General features: G+C 44.0%; 18 protein-coding genes. 6 read left to right on the forward strand and 12 right to left on the reverse strand.

Annotated features, from left to right (window positions below; all coding sequences use genetic code 11):
- Positions 1–61 precede the first annotated feature (61 nt).
- Positions 62–1,771, reverse strand: coding sequence for a urocanate hydratase (gene hutU, locus I6E61_RS10555; RefSeq protein ID WP_197134385.1), 1,710 nt, complete (start codon positions 1,769–1,771; stop codon positions 62–64).
- A 303-nt stretch (positions 1,772–2,074) separates the two neighbouring features.
- Between hutU and I6E61_RS10560 the strand changes: the two genes are divergently transcribed.
- From I6E61_RS10560 to I6E61_RS10575, 4 genes are all read left to right on the forward strand, one after another.
- Positions 2,075–2,821, forward strand: a complete 747-nt coding sequence (locus tag I6E61_RS10560; RefSeq protein WP_197134388.1) for a UTRA domain-containing protein — start codon at positions 2,075–2,077, stop codon at positions 2,819–2,821.
- A gap of 287 nt (positions 2,822–3,108) precedes the next feature.
- Positions 3,109–3,945 carry an amino acid ABC transporter substrate-binding protein gene (locus I6E61_RS10565; RefSeq protein WP_197134391.1) on the forward strand — a complete coding sequence of 279 codons (837 nt, stop codon included), beginning with the start codon at positions 3,109–3,111 and terminating at the stop codon, positions 3,943–3,945.
- 74 nt (positions 3,946–4,019) lie between these two features.
- The gene (locus I6E61_RS10570; protein ID WP_181416279.1) at positions 4,020–4,703 is read left to right on the forward strand and encodes an amino acid ABC transporter permease; all 684 of its coding nucleotides are present in this window, start codon (positions 4,020–4,022) and stop codon (positions 4,701–4,703) included.
- A 125-nt stretch (positions 4,704–4,828) separates the two neighbouring features.
- Entirely contained in the window at positions 4,829–5,575 is a 747-nt protein-coding gene (locus I6E61_RS10575; protein ID WP_110923194.1) for an amino acid ABC transporter ATP-binding protein, read from the forward strand.
- 115 nt (positions 5,576–5,690) lie between these two features.
- Here I6E61_RS10575 and I6E61_RS10580 read toward each other — a convergent pair whose 3' ends face one another.
- From I6E61_RS10580 to uraD, 10 genes are all read right to left on the reverse strand, one after another.
- A complete protein-coding gene (locus I6E61_RS10580; protein ID WP_197134394.1) occupies positions 5,691–6,644 on the reverse strand; it encodes a DMT family transporter in 954 nt (317 codons plus the stop codon).
- A 428-nt stretch (positions 6,645–7,072) separates the two neighbouring features.
- Positions 7,073–7,720: an aminodeoxychorismate/anthranilate synthase component II gene (locus I6E61_RS10585; RefSeq protein WP_197134396.1), complete on the reverse strand. Its 648-nt coding sequence runs from the start codon at positions 7,718–7,720 to the stop codon at positions 7,073–7,075.
- A 78-nt stretch (positions 7,721–7,798) separates the two neighbouring features.
- A complete protein-coding gene (locus I6E61_RS10590; protein WP_197134399.1) occupies positions 7,799–9,211 on the reverse strand; it encodes an anthranilate synthase component I family protein in 1,413 nt (470 codons plus the stop codon).
- An 88-nt stretch (positions 9,212–9,299) separates the two neighbouring features.
- Positions 9,300–9,575 (reverse strand): Trp family transcriptional regulator, encoded by a 276-nt coding sequence (locus I6E61_RS10595; RefSeq protein WP_197134402.1) that lies wholly within the window; start codon positions 9,573–9,575, stop codon positions 9,300–9,302.
- Between the two features lie 222 nt (positions 9,576–9,797).
- Positions 9,798–10,334 (reverse strand): ureidoglycolate lyase, encoded by a 537-nt coding sequence (locus I6E61_RS10600; RefSeq protein WP_227685801.1) that lies wholly within the window; start codon positions 10,332–10,334, stop codon positions 9,798–9,800.
- Positions 10,335–10,501: 167 nt separating this feature from the next.
- A complete protein-coding gene (locus tag I6E61_RS10605; RefSeq protein ID WP_197134408.1) occupies positions 10,502–11,338 on the reverse strand; it encodes a bifunctional allantoicase/(S)-ureidoglycine aminohydrolase in 837 nt (278 codons plus the stop codon).
- 131 nt (positions 11,339–11,469) lie between these two features.
- On the reverse strand, positions 11,470–12,450 hold the full coding sequence (gene puuE, locus I6E61_RS10610) for an allantoinase PuuE (protein WP_197134411.1): 981 nt from the start codon (positions 12,448–12,450) through the stop codon (positions 11,470–11,472).
- A 114-nt stretch (positions 12,451–12,564) separates the two neighbouring features.
- Entirely contained in the window at positions 12,565–13,914 is a 1,350-nt protein-coding gene (locus I6E61_RS10615; protein ID WP_197134414.1) for a urate hydroxylase PuuD, read from the reverse strand.
- Between the two features lie 161 nt (positions 13,915–14,075).
- Complete coding sequence (gene uraH / locus I6E61_RS10620) at positions 14,076–14,444, reverse strand: hydroxyisourate hydrolase (protein ID WP_197134431.1); 369 nt, start codon at positions 14,442–14,444, stop codon at positions 14,076–14,078.
- 35 nt (positions 14,445–14,479) lie between these two features.
- Complete coding sequence (uraD, locus tag I6E61_RS10625) at positions 14,480–15,001, reverse strand: 2-oxo-4-hydroxy-4-carboxy-5-ureidoimidazoline decarboxylase (RefSeq protein ID WP_197134433.1); 522 nt, start codon at positions 14,999–15,001, stop codon at positions 14,480–14,482.
- 284 nt (positions 15,002–15,285) lie between these two features.
- Between uraD and I6E61_RS10630 the strand changes: the two genes are divergently transcribed.
- The gene (locus I6E61_RS10630) at positions 15,286–15,951 is read left to right on the forward strand and encodes a TetR/AcrR family transcriptional regulator (RefSeq protein ID WP_197134434.1); all 666 of its coding nucleotides are present in this window, start codon (positions 15,286–15,288) and stop codon (positions 15,949–15,951) included.
- A 101-nt stretch (positions 15,952–16,052) separates the two neighbouring features.
- Here I6E61_RS10630 and I6E61_RS10635 read toward each other — a convergent pair whose 3' ends face one another.
- Positions 16,053–17,447, reverse strand: coding sequence for a uracil-xanthine permease family protein (locus I6E61_RS10635; protein WP_197134436.1), 1,395 nt, complete (start codon positions 17,445–17,447; stop codon positions 16,053–16,055).
- A gap of 774 nt (positions 17,448–18,221) precedes the next feature.
- On the opposite strand from I6E61_RS10635, the gene I6E61_RS10640 reads away from it, so the two are divergent.
- Positions 18,222–20,273 (forward strand): TonB-dependent receptor, encoded by a 2,052-nt coding sequence (locus I6E61_RS10640; protein WP_197134438.1) that lies wholly within the window; start codon positions 18,222–18,224, stop codon positions 20,271–20,273.
- Positions 20,274–20,420: the final 147 nt, after the last annotated feature.

Below are 20,420 nucleotides of genomic sequence, written 5' to 3' on the forward strand. Positions count from 1 at the left end.
GGGGTAATCCTAGTTGCATAGTTATCTGGCTATTTATTTTTATAAAGTAAAATGATTCGAATTATTTAACCATCGGCAGATTCAATCCATAATCTTTCGCTGTTTTAATCGCCAGCTCATAACCTGCATCGGCGTGACGCATAACCCCTGAGCCGCAATCATTGACAAGTACTCGCGATAAGCGTTTGGCTGCAGCGTCCGTACCGTCTGCGACGATGACCATGCCTGAGTGCTGCGAGTAGCCCATGCCAACGCCGCCGCCATGATGAAGTGACACCCAAGTCGCGCCGCCTGCAACATTGAGCATGCCGTTCAATAATGCCCAGTCAGATACTGCATCTGAGCCATCTTTCATGCTCTCGGTTTCGCGGTTTGGACTGGCAACAGAACCTGTGTCTAAATGGTCGCGACCGATGACGATAGGACCTTTTAGCTCACCGTTTTTGACCATTTCATTAAATGCCAAGCCTGCTTTATCACGCTCACCAAGCCCTAACCAGCAGATACGAGCAGGCAGGCCTTGGAACTGAATACGTTCTTTTGCCATATCTAACCAGCGATGGATATGTTGGTTTTCAGGGAATAGCTCTTTGATTTTTTGATCAGTCTTATAGATATCTTCTGGATCGCCTGATAACGCTACCCAGCGAAAGGGGCCTTTACCTTGACAAAACAACGGACGAATATAAGCAGGAACAAAACCTGGGAAGTTAAAGGCATCTTTAACGCCTTCATCAAAAGCGACCTGACGGATGTTATTACCGTAATCAGTCGCTGGAATGTCCATCGATTGCAGATCCAAAATTGCTTGTACGTGTATAGCACAAGATTTAGCAGCTGCTTTATTCAACGCTGCATGTTGCTCTGAATTTTCTTGTGCGGCTTTCCATTCCTCTACCGTCCAGCCACTTGGTAGATAACCATTAATCAAATCATGCGCCGAGGTTTGATCGGTAACCAAATCTGGCTTCATACCGCCCGCATTGGCGCGTTTGACCATCTCAGGTAAGATATCTGCGGCATTACCAAGTAGGGCGATAGAGACAGCTTCGCCCGCATCGGTATGTTGTTTGATTAGCTCATAAGCATGGTCAAGATTGTCTGCTTGCTTGTCGACATAACCAGTACGCAAGCGAAAATCGATACTAGACTGCTGACACTCAATGTTCAATGAGGTTGCACCTGCAAAGGTAGCAGCTAATGGCTGCGCGCCGCCCATGCCACCAAGACCAGCGGTCAAAATCCAACGACCTGCCCAGCTACCGTCGTAATGCTGACGACCCGCTTCAACGAAAGTCTCGTAAGTACCTTGGACGATGCCTTGCGTACCGATATAAATCCAGCTACCGGCGGTCATTTGACCGTACATCATTAGGTCTTTGCGATCTAACTCGTTAAAGTGCTCCCACGTCGCCCAGCGCGGCACAAGGTTGGAATTGGCAATCAAGACGCGTGGTGCGTTTTCATGAGTTTGAAACACGCCTACTGGTTTGCCAGACTGCACTAGCAATGTCTCATCATCTTCTAATTCTTTTAAAGACTCTAGGATTTGATCATAGCTTTCCCAATTACGTGCTGCGCGTCCGATACCACCGTATACGACTAGGCTTTTTGGGTTTTCAGCTACATCAGGATGTAGGTTGTTTTGTAGCATGCGGTAAGGCGCTTCGGTTAGCCAGCTTTTGCAATGTAGCGTGGAGCCAGTAGGCGCAGCAATATTACGGCTTTCATCACGGCGAGTAGGTTTGTTGCTATTGCTATCAGTAGTCATGGTCAAATCCTTGTGAAATCTTTTGAGGCGATTGGGCAATTAAAATGGGTGGTTTACGATCAGTCTAAGAGTGCACTTAGCTGCTTGCTAAATGGGCTAAATTATCGACACTACCGTAAAGTTGTATATACAAATTATCAAAGATACTTTTTTCATGCAAGGATTTTTTATGGATAGCCGCACTATTTTTGTTATTAACTCGATCAAGACTAAACGCTTAGACATTTTGACTAAGGCTTGCACAGCGGTCTCGTGATATTATGTGGCCATTATTATTAGCAGCACTGACGGTTAAAGGCGGATATGACAAAGACGATTCCAGCGTATCAACGAATAAAAAATGCCATATTGGACAATATCCACTCTGGTAAATGGCAAGCAGGTAACGCGATTTCGACAGAAATGGCACTGGCTGAAGAGTTTGGTGTGTCACGGATGACAGTCAATCGCGCGCTAAAAGAGTTGAGCGAGGAGCGGGTATTAGAGCGTCGGCAAGGGTCAGGGACGTTTGTCGCGCAGCAGCAGTTCAACCATACCTTTGTTGAAGTGCGCAATATCGCAGAGGATCTCAAATCAGCCAATCGTGACTACCGAGCAGAGGTTGTGAGTAAGCGTGCCATTACGGCTGACATGCTTGATGATGAACTACGGCGTGATTTTGCTATCAATACGATTGATAGCAGTTTTGACACAGATGGTAGTAGCGAAGCATCCATTCTATATGAAGTGAAAATCATTCACTTTGCAGATGGTCAGCCGATACAGTTTGAAGAGCGCTGGGTTGATGCGAACAAAGTGCCAGAGTTCATTGAGCAAGATTTTAGTGTGGTCAATACCAGCGATTATCTAATCGCCAAAAGCCCACTAGAGCGGGGTAGTTATACCATCCGAGCGTTGGCCGCTCCTGATGAGATTGCTAACTTTTTACAAGTTGCACCGCAGTCACCAACGCTTGTATTGTGTCGCCAAACCTATTCAGCTGGTCAAGTCGTCACTTTTGTCAAAATGTGGCATGCTGGCGATCGCTACCAGTTCGCAGGTGATTTATAGTTGTCACCTTTCGCATGCTCACGGATTTTGTACGTTTTTTATGTCTAAAGTGAGATACTATGTTTGTAAGCTGCTATTTCATGAACAGCAGTAATATTTGAATATGCATTAAAAATTCAAAAATAAACTAGAAACAGTATTGAAAAATAGGCTAAATAACCTCAAATCGAGCAGCCAAAGCCGAATATTGCAGGGCGGTCATTGTATCGGTCTCTTATCTCGGCTTTTCCCTATTTATTGGTTGTATGTGTTTTCACTTTATTCATTCACTCTTATAAGGACGTCTTATGAAACGTCGTACTCTTTTAGCCCTTGCCGCCAGCACTATGTTCCTTGCCGCTTGTGGTCAGTCTACTACCAATGATGCCGATACTACTGCGACTGATAGCACTGCGACTGGTGGTTCTGATTTGCTACAACGTATCAATAATGGCGGCACCATCAACGTCGGTACAGAGGGTACTTATCCTCCGTTCACGTATCATGATGAGAGTGGCAAGTTGACGGGTTATGATGTCGAAGTGACACGTGCCGTTGCGGACAAACTAGGCGTAGACGTCGAATTCAAAGAAACCCAATGGGACGCGATGTTGGCAGGTTTGGATTCAGGGCGTTTCGATATGGTTGCCAACCAAGTCAGTTTGACCACGCCTGAACGCCTTGCTAAGTATGACAAAGCCAGTCCTTATAGCTGGTCAGGTGCAGTAGTATTGGCACCGACTAACGAAACTCGTTATAGCTCATGGGATAACTTAAAGGGTTTGCGTACCGCTCAATCACTCAGCAGTAACTATGGTGAGCTAGCAGAACGTTATGAGGCAGAAATCGTTCCTGTTGATGGTATGGCGCAAGCAATTCAATTGGTTAAGCAAGACCGTGCTGACTTTACGATGAATGACAACTTGGCCGTATTGGACTATCTCAAAAAATTCCCAGATGCAGATCTCGAGATCAAACTGACGGCTCCTGCTAGCGAGATGCGTGGTTCAGGTTTAGTATTGATTAAAGGTGATGATGCAGTCGTAGCAAAACTAAATGACGCGATGGCAGAATTGACCGCTGATGGTACGCTCACCAAGCTTAGCAAAGAGTTCTTTGGTGCTGATATAAGTCAACAAAAATAATGTCAGGTTTTATCATGCCAGCTTCTGTAATGTCAGCATCATGGTTCGCGGACTTATTGGCAGTATTGCCATTCATGAGTCCTGATCGAGCACAGATTGTCATCTCGTCATTTTGGCCGATGCTCAAAGGCGGTATCTATTACTCGATACCGCTAGCATTGATCTCATTTGCGATTGGTATGGCCATTGCGTTGACAGTAGCATTGATTCGTATCGTACCGCGTGCCAGTTGGTTCCATGAGGTAATCTATCGGCTTGCGCGCGTGTATGTGTCGGCGATTCGCGGTACACCGATGCTTGTGCAGCTATTTATTATTTTCTATGGTTTGCCAAGTATTGGTATAAAGCTTGATCCCTTTCCTTCAGCGATTATTGCGTTTTCGCTCAATATTGGCGCTTATGCATCGGAGACGGTGCGTGCTTCTATTTTGTCGATTCCAAAAGGGCAGTGGGAAGCAGGCTCCACGGTAGGCTTGACGTATCTACAGACCTTCCGCCATGTCATTTTGCCGCAAGCGCTTCGGGTGTCAGTACCACCGTTATCCAATACGTTTATTAGTTTGGTAAAAGACACCTCTTTGGCCTCACTTGTATTGGTGACTGAGCTATTTAAACAAGCTCAGATTATCACAGCACGTAACTATGAGTTTATGCTGGTTTATACTGAGGCGGCGATTATTTATTGGGGTATTTGTCTGTTCTTGACCTTTATTCAAGGCAAGCTTGAAACTAGGCTAGATCGTTACGTGGCAAAATAAGTGATGGTTGAATAATTCTTAGCTACACTGCTATTCGCTAGATAGCCATTAGTCATACAAGCGCTTTAGAACAAGCACGCAAGAATAAACAGTCGCAAATAGAGACCAGTACAACAGGAATTTTTATGATCAAAGTCACTAATATTCATAAAGCCTTTGGTGGCAATCAGGTGCTCAAAGGCATCGACTTGACTATCAATAAAGGTAAAGTGGTGGTGATATTAGGGCCATCAGGGTCAGGTAAAACGACGTTTTTACGTTGTCTCAATGCGCTAGAAATTCCCGATCAAGGTGTCATTGCTTTTGATGATGGTAGCTTGACAGTAGACTTTGCTACTAAGCCTAAAAAGAAAACATTGCTAGCACTACAGCGCAAGTCAGGCATGGTGTTTCAGTCTTATAACTTGTTTCCACATAAGACTGCCATTGAGAACTTAATGCTTGGGCCTACAGTAGTACAGGGTCAGACCAAAGCGCAAGCTCGTACGCAGGCATTGGCGCTACTGGAGAAAGTTGGTCTGTCAGATAAAGCGGATCTGTATCCGTTTCAGCTATCTGGTGGTCAGCAGCAGCGTATCGGTATTGCTCGTGCGCTCGCTATCGAGCCATCATTACTGTTGTTCGATGAGCCGACCTCTGCGCTTGATCCTGAACTGGTTCAAGACGTATTAGGCACCATGAAACAACTGGCCTCTGAAGGTTGGACGATGGTTGTTGTGACCCACGAAATTAATTTTGCTCGTGATGTTGCAGATCATGTGGTATTAATTGAAGACGGTCATGTGGTCGAAGAAGGCAGCCCTGAGCAGATGTTTGAATTGTCAGTGCATCCTCGTACGCAAGCGTTTTTACAGCGTATCGAAAAGTCATAGCGTTATGACAATCAACTGACGTTCTAAGCGAAAAAAGCCCCAATCATGATGTCATGGTTGGGGCTTTTTTTATAACCGTAGATAGCAGGTGATGTTAAATAATTAAACAGAGCGATTAAACTTTTTGTCGTTTTTTTAACCTCAGCCAACGTGGTACGCGAGTGGCAGTACCATTTAGCACAGCATTAAACAAAGCTGCCAGCAAAATCAGCACCACACCCACATACTGAATCAGGGATAGTGACTGATGTAGTAAGAGTATGGCCAGAGCAATGGCTGTAAGAGGCTCAAAAATCGTAAACACTGAAGCGCGACTGGCAGGCAGTTTTTCTAACGCTTTCATGTACAATCCAAAAGGCACTACGGTTCCTAGCAAAGACAGCCCTAAGACATAACCCCAAGTCAGCAGAGGCAGACTAAATAGTTGCTCATAAGTATTATAAGTCTCTGGCAATAGCAGCAGCACACCTGCACTGATGATGATGGATGTGAAAAATACCAACGGAGCAGGGTGAGCATAATGCATAGCACGCTTGCCGAGTACGCCATATAAGGAGTAGCACACGCCTGCTGACAAGCCCAATAAAATACCCCAGTTGACTTGTGCTTGCTCGCCTAGCATCGTCAAGCCGACACCAAATACCGCCATGAGTGCCAATAATGCTGATTGGCGAGTGATAGACTCATTGAGCAAAAATGCTGAAAATAATAAGCTGAAAACTGGTGCAGTATAAAGTAAGGCGACGGCTGGTCCAGCACCGACGTAGATCACAGCAAAGAAATAGCAGACCGACATACCAAGCACGCCTATCAAAGACTGGAGCGCCAGTCCGAGCCATTGCTTTGGTTTGAGCTTAACCAGATGCGGCCATAATTTTGGTAGCATGACTAGGATTAGAAAAGCGGCAGTCACGATACGTAAAATCGTAATTTGCCAACCGCTAAAGCCCATTTGGTTGATGTAGGTTGAGAATATCCCCAAGGTGCCCCAACAGACCGCTGCCGTAATGATTTGAATGGTGCCTATCCATGACTGCCGCGCCGACATTGCGCTATCAGTGTCTGCCATATCGTTCTCTTTTTTATTTGAGTGTCGCAATGTTTACAAGTTATAGGCTGTCCAAGCCTCTTGGGTAACTACAATCTGATCACTATAAAACTGCTACGGCAGCAACTTCGTTAACCATACCAATATATAGCTAACAAAGTCTCCTTATATCGATATTGCGTGCTGATGATATATCAAACTCAAAAAATACAGTCAGCTGTGTTAACTTATTCAGGCACTACTATATTCAGGCATTACCAAAAGTAGCGCTTGAACTTGTTTTCTTTACTGCTCAAATTTTGTGAATGGTCTGACGTAATGCAATACTGAAATAAGAAAAGACAACCCGATTGAAGGCTGTCTTTTGTTTTTTTAGTCTATCATGAAAATATTATAGAGTCGCTTAGAAATGCCCTCGATATAAATATAATTGCCCTAATATGACGGGTTTATACCTGCATCAAAAAGTTACTGAGCAAGCGTTTGGCACCTTCGGTAGCAAAAGATTCCGGATGAAATTGTACGCCTTGAATGGGATAGTCTTTGTGCTGAAGACCCATAATTTCATCACCTGCTAAAGCTGACTCTGCCAAGCTATGCTCAACATGGACATCGTTAGTCACGACAGCAGTGACGGTCAAGCAATCTGGTAACGTATCTGCTTTCACCATTAATGAGTGATAGCGCATGATTTCTATCTCTTGCGGCAGGCCTTGATAGACACCTGCACCATCATGACTAATTGATGACACCTTGCCATGCATTGGTACATTGGCACGTATCACATCACCACCAAACACATGAGCGATGCCTTGCATACCTAAGCAAACACCCAGTAGTGGCACAGTTTTGCCCATCACTTCGATGACCTCAGCACAAATACCGAAGTAGGCAGGGTCATCAGGTGCACCAGGGCCTGGTGAGATAATGATGCGATCAAGATTCATCGCTTGCACGTCTGCCAGTGTAATTTCATTATTGCGTTTAACGATGACGTTTGCTTCTTCATTGCCATCCATGGTTTGTAAAATCTCACCAATATATTGGTAAAGATTGAAAGTAAACGAGTCGTAGTTATCGATAATTAAAACATTCATGGGTCATAAACTCTTTTGTAAAAATATAGCTAGGTAAAATATGGTCAATTTACGAATGATGGCTAGTACAAATGACAGCTACATAAAGCTGTCTAGTACTACTTTCATCGCAGACAGCTTGCGCTGAATTTCCAAGTATTCATCGGCAGGATTGGAGTCGTAAACGTTGCCGCCACAGGTTTGTGCATAGGCAGATTCGCCACTGATAAAGAGACTGCGAATAGGAATAGCAAAGATACAGTCGCCATTGAAGTTGAATGACCCAAGCGCACCACCATAGGCACCGCGACCATCAGGCTCTAGCTCATTGATGACTTTAATGGCTTCAACTTTTGGTGCCCCAGACAATGTGCCGGCGGGGAAGTTGCTGGCAAGCGCGCTAAACATATCTTCATTGGGATGTAAGATGCCGACGATTTCAGAGGAAATATGCTGCACGTGTGAGAAGCGTTTGATATCCATCAAGCTACGGACTTTTACCGTACCAAATCGTGCCACACGGCCAATATCGTTACGATGTAAGTCAACCAGCATGTTGTGTTCGGCAATCTCTTTGTCATCGTTGAGCAATGCACGGGCCAGCTTACGGTCTTCGATCACATCGACGCCGCGCTTGGCTGTTCCTGCGAGTGGATAAGTTTCCATCTCACCTTGACGTAAGCGAAATAGCAGCTCAGGTGAGGCGCCGATTATGCACTGCTGAGCAAACTTCATAAAATACATGTGCGGTGATGGATTAACGGCGCGCAGCTTTTCATAAATTGGCATCTTATCACCAGCGATACGATACTTAGACTTAAACCCTACCTCACACTGAAAGATACGTCCGGAGATAATGTCTTCTTTGACTTGCATCACTACCTTGGCATGTTCCTCTTGGCTCATACCATCGCCCAAAAACTCAACCGTAGGCTTCTCATAGTCTGGAATAGCGATATCAAACAAGGCTTTGATTTGCTCGATGCGGTTTTCTTGCTGAGCGGTTGGGTAATAGAAATAGAAAATCTCACCCGTCATCTTATCGAGCGTCAAGCCATCTAGATATACGCCAAACTTAAATGGTTCGAAGTCGTCGCTAGACTTAGCATTGAGGCTGGGCTCAAAGAAATTGACACTGTCATAGCCTAAATAGCCGACCAAACCACCACTTTGATCGCGGGCAATGACATGCTGCGGTGTTATGGTGCGGAGCAACTGATAAGGGTTTTCAGTTTGGTAATGGCTGGTTTCAGCCGTTTTGTTGTCAGTAATCGCAAGGGTAGTGCGGTCTAACGCTGCAATGGTCATAACTGGGTCAAAACCAATAGCATGATGACGTGAGATATGGCTGTCTTCGCCTAATGATTCGAGTAAATAGCAGGTATCAAAAGCGCTTTCAATACGTTTAAATAGCGCAAAAAAGTCAATATCTTGAGTGAGCTTGATACGCTGTGGTTTGCTAGGAATATCGATAGGAGCAGGCGTGGTCTGTATACGAGTCGTGGAGGTCATAACAAAGTCCGAAATAGTTCAAATATGTGTCAGTTAAAAATAGGAGAAATCCAAATAATATGGTGTAAGGCATAGTGGATTGACTATATCAAGAGTCTTGTCTGTGTGTCGCTAACAGCGCGCTGACGTCATGACTTTGCATGACTTTGGCACCGCGAGAGACAGTAGCGATACCGACGCCTAGCTTCTCAGAGATTTCGCGTTGGGTGATATTGTGTTCTAATAAATCAAAGATACGGATACGGTTGGCAATTTCGCGTTGTTCTTTTTCGGTCAATAGCGCACTAAACAGCACTTCGATATCAGCGCTGTCATGACAAGCCGCTAGATGCTTTAATAAACTGCGATAAGGGTCAGTACTCATAATGTTCAATCTTAATAAAAGGGTAGATAGCTGTCTTGCTAATGTCAGCCTTAATCTTGTTTCAGTATTCTAGTACAGTAGTACGTAAAATACAAGTATAGTCGTAAAATGCTGTCTTACTTTCACTAAACCTTTCTATAAAGCTGAACTTGTCCAAAGTAAAACACCAGTTAATAGCGATTAACTGGCCTGTCTATTATTTCTTATTAATACCGCTCAAACCTACTCTGGGGCAAGCTCAATTTGCACCTGCCAACCGTCTATATCAAGCTCATAGCAATTTTTGCCTTCACCATTGATACGGTCAATCACTAAAAAGTCAGAGTCATGGCCCAGTGCGAGTAGGGGGTGATGCCAAACATTGGCGTCATATTGCACCCCTTGATGAGATTTGGCATAAAACACGGTCAAATCATCAGCAGATTGAGGCGGCGTACCTGCGGGAGCAACGACAACGACATAGTCCTGAGCATTCATTGAAAAGAAGGCCTGTGTGCCAAACGGATGGTATTCCATCACCGATAAGCAGATAGGGAAATCACGTTTTTTGGCACGGAAGATACTCATGCCCACATTACCACCATCGAGCTTAGCCTCAGCGATGGCATGATGGCGACATGCGTAGCCTTTATTGATATGGTAGCTGTTTTCAGGCGTTTGCTCGCCCTTATCATAGGGTTCGATAACGGTGCCATAGGGCGCAAAATCAGCTTTAGTTAAAGGTTTTGCAACGATCGTAGTCTTCATAAGAGTACTCATGATTTGCCTTGCTTTTGGCGATTACTATTTATAATCACTGTTTATACTTATTATGAGCTAATTTATCATAAACCAGTACGCGACCTAAATCACCACTTGAGAATAAATGACATACTCAAATAAATGATAACGATGACCCTTCTATACTGTTAATTGTTTTAGACAACTTATCGTTCTGGACGAATAAATGGCATATGTCTATTCACATCTTTATAGAGTAAGTATCTAAATGGCCCCGGTCCACCGGCATAACAAGACTGCGGGCAAAATGCGCGCAGCCACATAAAATCACCTGCCTCTACTTCTACCCATTCACCGTTTAAGTGATAGACAGCCTTACCCTCTAATACATACAACCCATGTTCCATCACATGCGTTTCATCAAATGGAATCACGCCACCTGGCTGGAAAGTAACGATATTTACATGCATGTCGTGACGCATATCAGACTGCTCTGTAAACCGAGTGGTTGCCCATACGCCGTCTGTGCCCGGCATCTCAATACCATCTACTTCGTGATCGCTTGTGACAAAAGCTTCGGGCGCATCAATACCGTCTACAAACTGATAAGCTTTGCGGATCCAATGAAATTTCACGTGCTTGTCGCTGTTGTTTTTCACCGTCCACTTACATTCAGGCGGTAAAAACGCATAACCACCCGCTTCCAAATGATGCGCTTCGCCTTCGATGGTAATATCCATTTCACCTTCAACGACAAACAATACCGCTTCGGCTTTGGCATCCAGTTCAGGCTTCTGAGAGCCACCATTTGGTGCTACTTCAACGATGTATTGTGAGAAGGTCTCTGAAAATCCAGATAATGGACGAGCAATCACCCACATGCGCATACCTTCCCAAAATGGCAGGTAGCTAATCACAATGTCGGTTAGTACACGTTTGGGAATAATTGCATAAGCTTCAGTGAAGATAGCGCGATCGGACAGTAGCTGTGTTTGCGGAGGTAATCCGCCAGTTGGTGCGTAGTAAGTGCTTTTTTTTGACATTACTAATGTTCCTTAATGGTTTTGTGCCGCGATAATGATTGTGTGCGGCGATAATGATGGTGTGCCGCGATAATGATTGTATGCTGCGATAATAATGGTGTGCCGCGCTAAATAGGTGTCTAAACGTAGGTTTATAGCCAGTTTGCCGTGTTGTCGGCAGTGGCTGGATGGTTTTTATACCAGTGTTTGGCAATGTCATCGCGGCGGCATACCCACACGTCAGGTTTGCTAGTGATGTATTGCAAAAACTTTTTGAGGGCGGTAATGCGACCAGCACGGCCAATAATGCGGCAATGCAAACCGATAGTCAGCATTTTAGGTGTATGTTCGCCTTCTTCATATAAGGTGTCGAAGCTGTCTTTTAAGTACTGATAAAAAGGTTCAGCGTTGGTAAACCCGGGACTAGATGCAAAGCGCATGTCATTGGTTTCTAGCGTATAAGGGATGACCAAATGAGGCTTGCGCGCGATTTTGTTACCGTCTTCTACTTTGACATTGAGCCAGTAGGGCAGTTCATCCGCGTAAGAGTCAGAGTCATAAATGTAGCCACCTTGTTCAGCGACCAGCTCACGAGTGTTTGGGCTATCGCGGCCAGTGTACCAACCAAGCGGTTGACCACCAATCATGCTCTCGAATATCTCAGTAGCACGGCGTACGTGCTCACGCTCGGTTTCGCGGTACATATTCTGATAAGTAATCCAGCGTAGACCGTGACTGGCAATTTCGTGTCCATCTTCTAATACGCGCTCGATGATATGCGGTGTTTTTTCGGCAGCGGCCGCACAAGTAAAGGTGGTAATAGGCAAACCATACTCTTTAAAGGTATCCAATACTCGCCACACACCGACACGACTACCGTACTCGAATGCTGACTCAATCGACTGGTGACGATTGTTAAACTCTGGCGTACCCAAGACGTCAGATAAAAAACGTTCTGATTGACCGTCACCATGAATGACACTGTTTTCTGCGCCTTCTTCAATATTTAGGACGAACTGAACAGCGATTTTGGCGCCGCCTGGCCAGTTGGCCTTTGGCGGGTTACCACCGTAGCCTTTCAAGTCACGAGGGTAAGCGTCTTGATCGAAATCACTGGTTATCTTCTGAGTCATTGTAAATTATCCTAAGTAAACGGAAGCCAAATAAGAGTATGCATGTTGCATCATTAGTAATATTTTTAACCGTGTTTTTCGAACAGTCTCATCAATAAGTCACATCGAATGACATTACAGACCCGACGCATAAGCCACGAGCTGCTGACGTTCTTCATCCGTCAGTTGAGTGAGATTGCCTAATGGCATATAGCCTGTTTGTACGGCAGTAATAATTTTAGCTTTGTGGATTTTCATGTCTGTTGGTGTCTGTAATATAATCCCTGCGGGCGGCGCGGCAAAGCCCTGCTGAGTAGGCTGTGCTGCATGGCAAGTGCTACAGCGCGTATGCACGACATTCATCATAGCATCGTCAGCACCAGTGGCTACAGAGGCCGTAACTGGTACGACGTCGGTAGTGACACTTTCATTGGAGACAGCTTCATCAGAAACGGCATCCGTATTCACAGCAGAGCTGGCGACTGCACTCTCAGTAGTTGGTGGTACACTGTCAGATGTTACCGTTTCAGCTGCGACTGCAGCAGTGGCAACAGGCAACGGCTCAATTGGCTCAGGACGCATCCAAATAATTAATAAAACCGTTAATACAGCAGGGATAACCAAATAGCGCGGCTTATGATTGTCTAAATGCTTTTGATTAAAGTAATGACGTACGATTGCAGTGATGATACACACAAAGACTAACACCAACCAACCATGAGTATGAGCATACATCATCGGATAGTGGTTGCTAATCATGATAAAAATAAGCGGCAGGGTGAAATAGTTATTCATCAACGAGCGGTTTTTGGCTTGTAGTGCCAAATCGGCTACTTCCTTGCCCGGTTTCTCTCCGCGCCTCACGCAATCGACTAGCGCTCGTTGGGCAGGCATGATGCCAAAGAAGACATTCCCTGCCATAACCGTACCTAAAATGGCACCGATATGGATAAACGATGCACGGTCACTGAATAACTGGTACGAACCCCAGCAAGCGATAATCAATAGGATAAAAATAATGCTACTAAAGATAAGTGAGTTTTTGCCTAAGTGACTACGGACAATGACTTCATAGATAAAGTAGCTACCGAATAAAAATAATAAGCTGGTCGAGATAGCACCAACACTGCTACCAAAGGCAACCTTGCTTGGGTCAATCAGATACGCAGTGGCATTGGCATAGTAGACGATAGACAACATGGCCATACCCGTCAGCCATGTCGTATAAGCTTCCCATTTAAACCAATGCAACGTTTTGGGCATCTGTTCAGGTTCAAGCTTATATTTGGCAATTTCATAAAAGCCACCGCCATGTACTGCCCATAGGTCACCGGAAATACCTTTGTCTGTTTTCCATTGTGGTGGCTTACGCAGACTGAGATCTAACCAAACAAAATAAAATGAGGCCCCAATCCATGCTACACCAGCGATGACGTGGAACCAGCGGAAAAATAAATTTAACCAGTCGAGATAATAAGCGCCCATGTGGCAAGTGTCCTTTTTTACGATGCTCTGTCGTCAGCGTTTTTCGTTCGATGTACTTTGTTATTTAATATACTGTTTTACTGCGATGTATTGCGATGGATGTGCTCTTGCACCGTCATTTCGTCGTCATGACATCAAATCAAATGCTATCTCAAATACAATCACGAGCCGCGATAGGTGCTATAACCATGTGCGCTCAGTAATAGTGGTATGTGGTAATGATTGGCATCACGCACCATAAAATCGATGATAACTTGCGGATAAAATGCGCTAATTTGCTGCGTATCAAAGTAAGACTGAGTATCAAAAGTCAGCGTATAACGGCCATGACTCAAATCAGATTCGCTACTACTAAGTGTTGAGCCAAATTGCCAGTTGTCAGGAGATACGCGACCATCGGCATTGGTGGTACCGTTTGCCAATAGAACAGCCTCGCCGCTATCGGTAATACGATGTAGGGTCACCGCGACATCAGCCGCTGGTTTGCCCAAATGAGTGTCTAAAATATGTGATGAGAGAGTGGCTGACATAATAACTCCATTTATATATGTGATGCATATGAGGTTTACTCGGCGCTCAGCAGTTTCTGTAACCGTAAACGCGTGATTTTATTTTGCTCGGCAGCGGCATTGACGAGTTCAGTATCGCGATTATTTGGTAGCCGTGCTAACAGTAGATCTAGCATTTGCTGAGCGCTTTTACCGGTGGCAAAGACAATAAAGATAAAACCAAATTTATCGAGATAATCTTGATTTCCTTGTGCCAAAGCCTCAATGACATCGTCTTCAGCATCATTGGCCCCTGATTGCTCATGAGCTGCACTGTCTTGCGTGTTGCGATATTTTTCTTTTAGCGAATCGACATTACCAATTTGTGGATGCCCATCAAACGCTTCTAGTAGATTCTGCTCATCCGCTTGAGATTGCATCCAAGCATCGTCACTATGAGCGAGTATGGCAGACATATCGATGAAAGGACGTTTATTTACTAAAGCCTGCGCCCAATCAGTGCTGGTACAACAAGTCAAGAGATGTGAGGTGGCGTCAGCTGGCGAGAGTTCATTAAATTGCTGTAAAGATAATTTCACAGTAATCTCCTTTTCATTTAACAATGATAGATTAGAATGGGCGGGCATTGAGTTTATAGCGATACGTTAATGCTGCCAGATACAAAATCACATATTGAAATGGTGTTTATCGAATAATAATTGGTTTAATATTACTATTCTGCTCAAACCTGACCATTTGGTCAACTACTTTATCAGGATATTTTACTTAAGTGGCTTATATTTCATAAAAATTAGAAATTAAATAGAGCTGTTTATTCGAATCCTGCTATCTATTCATCATAATAACGACAGGTATAACTCAGATGACCCAAGAGACCGACATAAAGATACAAGAGACGTTTGAGGCGGCGACACCGCACAACCAACAGGGCATTCGTGCGCACAATCAGGCTGTGATTTTAGCGGCAGCTGAAGAAGAGTTTGTGCTGCAGGGTTTTGGTGGTGCGACGATGCAAAGTATCGCTGATAGAGCTAAGTTGCCAAAGGCCAATATTCATTATTATTTTAAGAATAAAAAGAACCTGTATCAGATGGTGCTGCACTCTATTATTCAAGAGTGGAACGATGGTTTAGTGACCATGACGGTTGATAGTGATCCAAAAGTAGTCATCGAAAAATTTGTTCGTACCAAATTACATCAGGCCTTTGCCAATCCAAATCGACATAAACTGTTTGCGCTGGAAGTCATCGGCGGTGCACCACATTTGCATAATTTTATGTCGACGACGATGAAAGAGTGGGCGATTGATAAAGCCAAGGTCATGAAAGTCTGGCATGAGCAAGGTAAAATTGGTATCGCTGACCCATTACAGTTACTGATTTTGATTTGGGCAACGACGCAACGTTATGCTGAGTTTGAAACAGAAATCGTTGGCTTGATGGAAAAGACAGATTACGATCAGCAGGACGAAACACGTGCCGCTGACTTTCTGGTGCCGTTTATCCTACGTGGCTGTGGACTTGAATAACGATTGTTTCTTGCCATTTTTTACGGACGAATTATAAAAAATAACGCTAGTGCACCGATGGTACGCTAGCGTTATTTTCATTATGGAAGGTTAAATTTTTGTCAAAGCGGCTTTAGGCCATCATCCAAATGCTGCTCTGCTGTATCAAATTCAACACCGTAGTTTTTGGGTAAAATCATATCAAGTGCAATGGCGACGATACCTGACATGGTCACCGCTGAACCAAAGATATTACGGAATAGCTGCGGTGCTTGTGCGAATACATCAGGAACAAAAGCCACGCCCATTGATAGACCTAGAGAGGTTGCAATGATTAAGATATTGCGATGTGTGAAGTTCACTGTTGATAGTATGCGAATACCAGCAGTCGCTACCGTTGCAAACATCAGCAATGTTACGCCACCAATGACGGGCTTGGGTAACTGGGTAAAGATAGCACCGAGGATAGGAAACATACCCATGGTGAATAAGATAGCGCCGACATAGAAACCAATATAACGGCTGGCAATACCTGTCATCTGAATAACACCATTGTTCTGGCTAAAAGTCGTCACTGGGAACGTGTTAAATACGGCTGCAATCAATGAGTTGACACCATCACCTAGTACACCGCCTTTGATACGTTTTTCGTATACTGGGCCTTTGATTGGCTCACCTGAGATCATCGAAGTCGCTGTCAAATCACCTGATGTCTCAATACTGGTAATGACATACATAAAGGCAATAGGAATAAAGGCCTGCCAGTCAAAACCAAAGCCGAACTTGAAAGGCACAGGCATCGTAAATAGAGGCGCTTCAGAGACTAGAGAAAAATCAATACGTCCCATAAAGACAGCAGCTATCAAACCAAGCATCAACCCAATAAATATCGCACTTGAGCGAATGACTTTATTGTTGACGATACTAATTAATACCACACTGACCAACACACCACCGCCTAGTAGTAAGTTTTGCATACTACCAAAGTCTTCAGCACCGACACCGCCTGCCAAATCTGTCAAACCAACCTTAGTTAACGACAGACCGATAGTCACGATCACACAACCTGTCACGATTGGACTCATCAATGATTTGAGTTTGGTGATGAACTGACTTAAGAAGATTTCGACAAAGGCACCAAGAAATGATACCCCAAAGATGACAGAGAGAATTTCCTCTGGACTACCGCCCCTGTTCTTTACCACAAAGCCTGCTGCTAGTACCGCAGCTAAGAAGCCAAAACTGGTGCCCTGTAACGCCATTAAACCTGAACCCACTGGCCCAACTTTACGTGTTTGGATAAAGGTTGCAATACCTGAAACCATCAATGACATGCTGATGAGATAGGGGATGTGTTCCCCTAAACCCAAGACACCGCCTATGATTAATGATGGAGTAATGATACCAACGAAGCTGGCAAGTACGTGTTGTACTGCCCCTAAAAATGCTTTTGCAGGAGCAGGACGGTCATGCAGTCCATACAATAAATCGGGGTTCCCTTGAGTGTGCTCACTCATCTTGGCTTCCTCCTAAGGTGACTTTCAGTCCCAGCTCTATGGAGATTATTAAGCAATGCGATGATACATAGTGTCAATGCACTATAAATGCGTTACAGCGTCAGCCTCGCTTGAAGTATTCAATATACATCTACACTCGGTTGCCCTGTCACACTTTCAAACTGAATTGACTCTAGGTTAGAGAAGCAGTCGTATTGTTTAGCCATCTCACAAAGAGTCGCACTTATTTTTATGTGAATACATAAAAGTAGGTAGCTATTAGTTATTTGTGAGTCTAGCAAATAGCCATGATTACGAACCTGACTAATTGGTCAACAATCTAAGGGTATAGGGAAAGGGTTAGTTATTGCAACATTTTTTTAACATTAGTGTGTTTATTTCCAAAATAATGGTTATTTATTATAAGAATGTTTAGATGTTTTTTGCATGTAAATGCCCGTTGTATAAGCCTTTGACTAAGAAGTGATGAGTAGGGTTTTATAAAGGGTCAGGTCTTTAGATTCTACTTAACGTGAAATTAATCATAGTAATTATTGCTAAATTGTTAATATTTAGTTAGGATACCTTTCGTTATTAAATGCTAACAATTATCATTAGCATTTTTATTTATAAGATAGGTTTAGCGTTGTAAAAATGACCGTTCATCTGAACACCTATCATGAAAAGAGCAGTTATTAATCATTAATAAAGGCGATTATTTAAAATAATTAACGTTTGAAGAAATCGTCTCAAACTCTCCAGTCCTTAATAGAAAATAAAGTGAGTAAGTTCGTTATGCGTGAAGTGAAATTATCAAAGCTCTCTAGCCCATTAACAGTATTATCTATGGGTGTTGCTGCGGTATTGTGGTCGCAAGCGGCTAGTGCAGCTTCTGTAGAAGAGGTGCCTAACGTCACGCTACAGACCATCACAGTGACAGCCAATAGCTCTGTACGTGATGGCCTGCAAAATAACTCTGTTGATTCAGCCCAGTATATACCTGCGGGGCAAGCCAGTCTTTTAAGTGACTTTTTAGATGGCGTGCCAGGCGCTTCAGTAGGTGGTACAACGGCTATCAATCAACGTGTGCGTATTCGTGGCCTTGATGATACGAATTTAAAAGTGACCGTTGATGGCGCTCGTCAAGAAGGCTATGCGTTCCACCATGCTGGTGACTTGGTTATTGATCCAGACTTGTTGAAGCAGTCTGAGGTGTCTGTTGGTAATAACTCAGTGACTTTAGGTAATAACGCAATCGGCGGTGCGGTCGCTTTTGAGACAGTCGATGCTGCAGATTTGCTTGATGTCGATCAAAAGATTGGTGCAAAAGTCCATACCGGCTACGCCAGCAACAATAACGAGCTGTTAACCTCAACGACCGTATTTGCTGCACCGACAGAAAATGTTGATTTGTTGGCTTACTATGGCAAACGCACCTCTGAAGCAGGTGAAGATGGCGATGGTCGCGACATTCAAACGTCAGATGGTGACACCGAAAGTATTTTGTTAAAGGCTGGTACTTACTTAGGTGACAATCATCACGTCAGTGGTAGCTTTAGCCGTACAGAAAATGAAGGCATGTATGCAAACCGAGCTGACTTTCCACTAACCGATGATGATGGTTGGAATCCTGCCGTACTTTGGAAGCAAAGCCGTGATACCTATACTTTAGAGTATGCTTACCAACCAGCCAATGACTGGATTGATTTAAAAGCCAATATCTATCAGTCTGAAACAGAGCTTGATAAAGACAATGGATCTATTGCCGTTGATTTGATCACCAAAGGCGGCAAGATCGAAAATACCAGTCGCATAGCAAGTCAGTTAGGATCGCATAAGCTGATTACTGGTGTTGAGTATTATACAAAAGAATCTGAGGTATCTCGTCTAGGTGTCATTGGAGGAAGTGATGAGGCAAAAAACACGTCTGTCTATTTAGAAGACCAGTGGCAAATCGGTAAGTTAACGCTAACGCCTGGTGTACGTTATGATCATTACGAAGCACCAGAAGACGTGGCAAATGGCGAAACGTACGACAATGTAGTGGGCGCTTTTGCCGCTAGCTATCAAGTGTTGCCAAGTACCAATGTATTCGCAAGCTACACGCAGTTGTTCAATGGTCCTGACTTGCAGGAAGCCATTCGCAATACAGATGGTGAAGATAAATATATTTCTTCTGATTTAGAGCCTGAAACTGGTAGTAATGCTGAAATTGGTGTATCGACTACTTTCCGTGGCTTAACCACTGAAGATGATTCGTTACGCCTCTCTGGTAAGTACTTTGTGACAGATTTGGAAAACTGGATTTCTTACGAAAGCGGCCTTGATTGCACCACAGGGTTGGCCTCTGATACGGGCACATGTGCAGGCTCATTCAATGCAGATGAAGATTACGAGATAAAAGGCGTCGAGCTCTCGGCTGATTATCGGACTAGTAACTTCAATATGGGGCTGAGCTATGCACGAGCGCGTAGCGAAGGCAAAGAGTCTGGCTACAGTTTATCTCAGGACACTGGAGATGAAAACGACTCTGGTGACAAGTATATAGTTAACTTGGGCTATGCACCAACTGACACAATTGATGTAGGCTGGCGTAGTACGTATGTAACCTCTATCAACCCTAATACAGGCGATGATACGGATACCAAAAAACCAGGCTATGATGTGCATGATATCTTCATGACCTACAGGCCTCAGCAGCTAGCAGGCGTGGAGACGACGCTAGGCGTATACAATATGTTTGATGAAACGTATGCAAATCACTCATCACGTTTCTCAGATGATTCGGACTATACGGATTATGCGATTGGAAGAAATGTGAAAGCCTCTCTAACCTATCAATTCTAATCGCTAGATTTTATAGTTAGGTTTGATAGCTAGACAACTGGCCTTTGATAATTCATGTTTAACACGTCAATTTGACAGCTAGTAGAAGCCAGTTACCTTTATGAGGTCGCTGGCTTTTTAATATTTATATGAGATTGACTGTTCTAT

Source organism: Psychrobacter sp. NZS113 (assembly GCF_015864825.1).
Lineage (GTDB): Bacteria > Pseudomonadota > Gammaproteobacteria > Pseudomonadales > Moraxellaceae > Psychrobacter.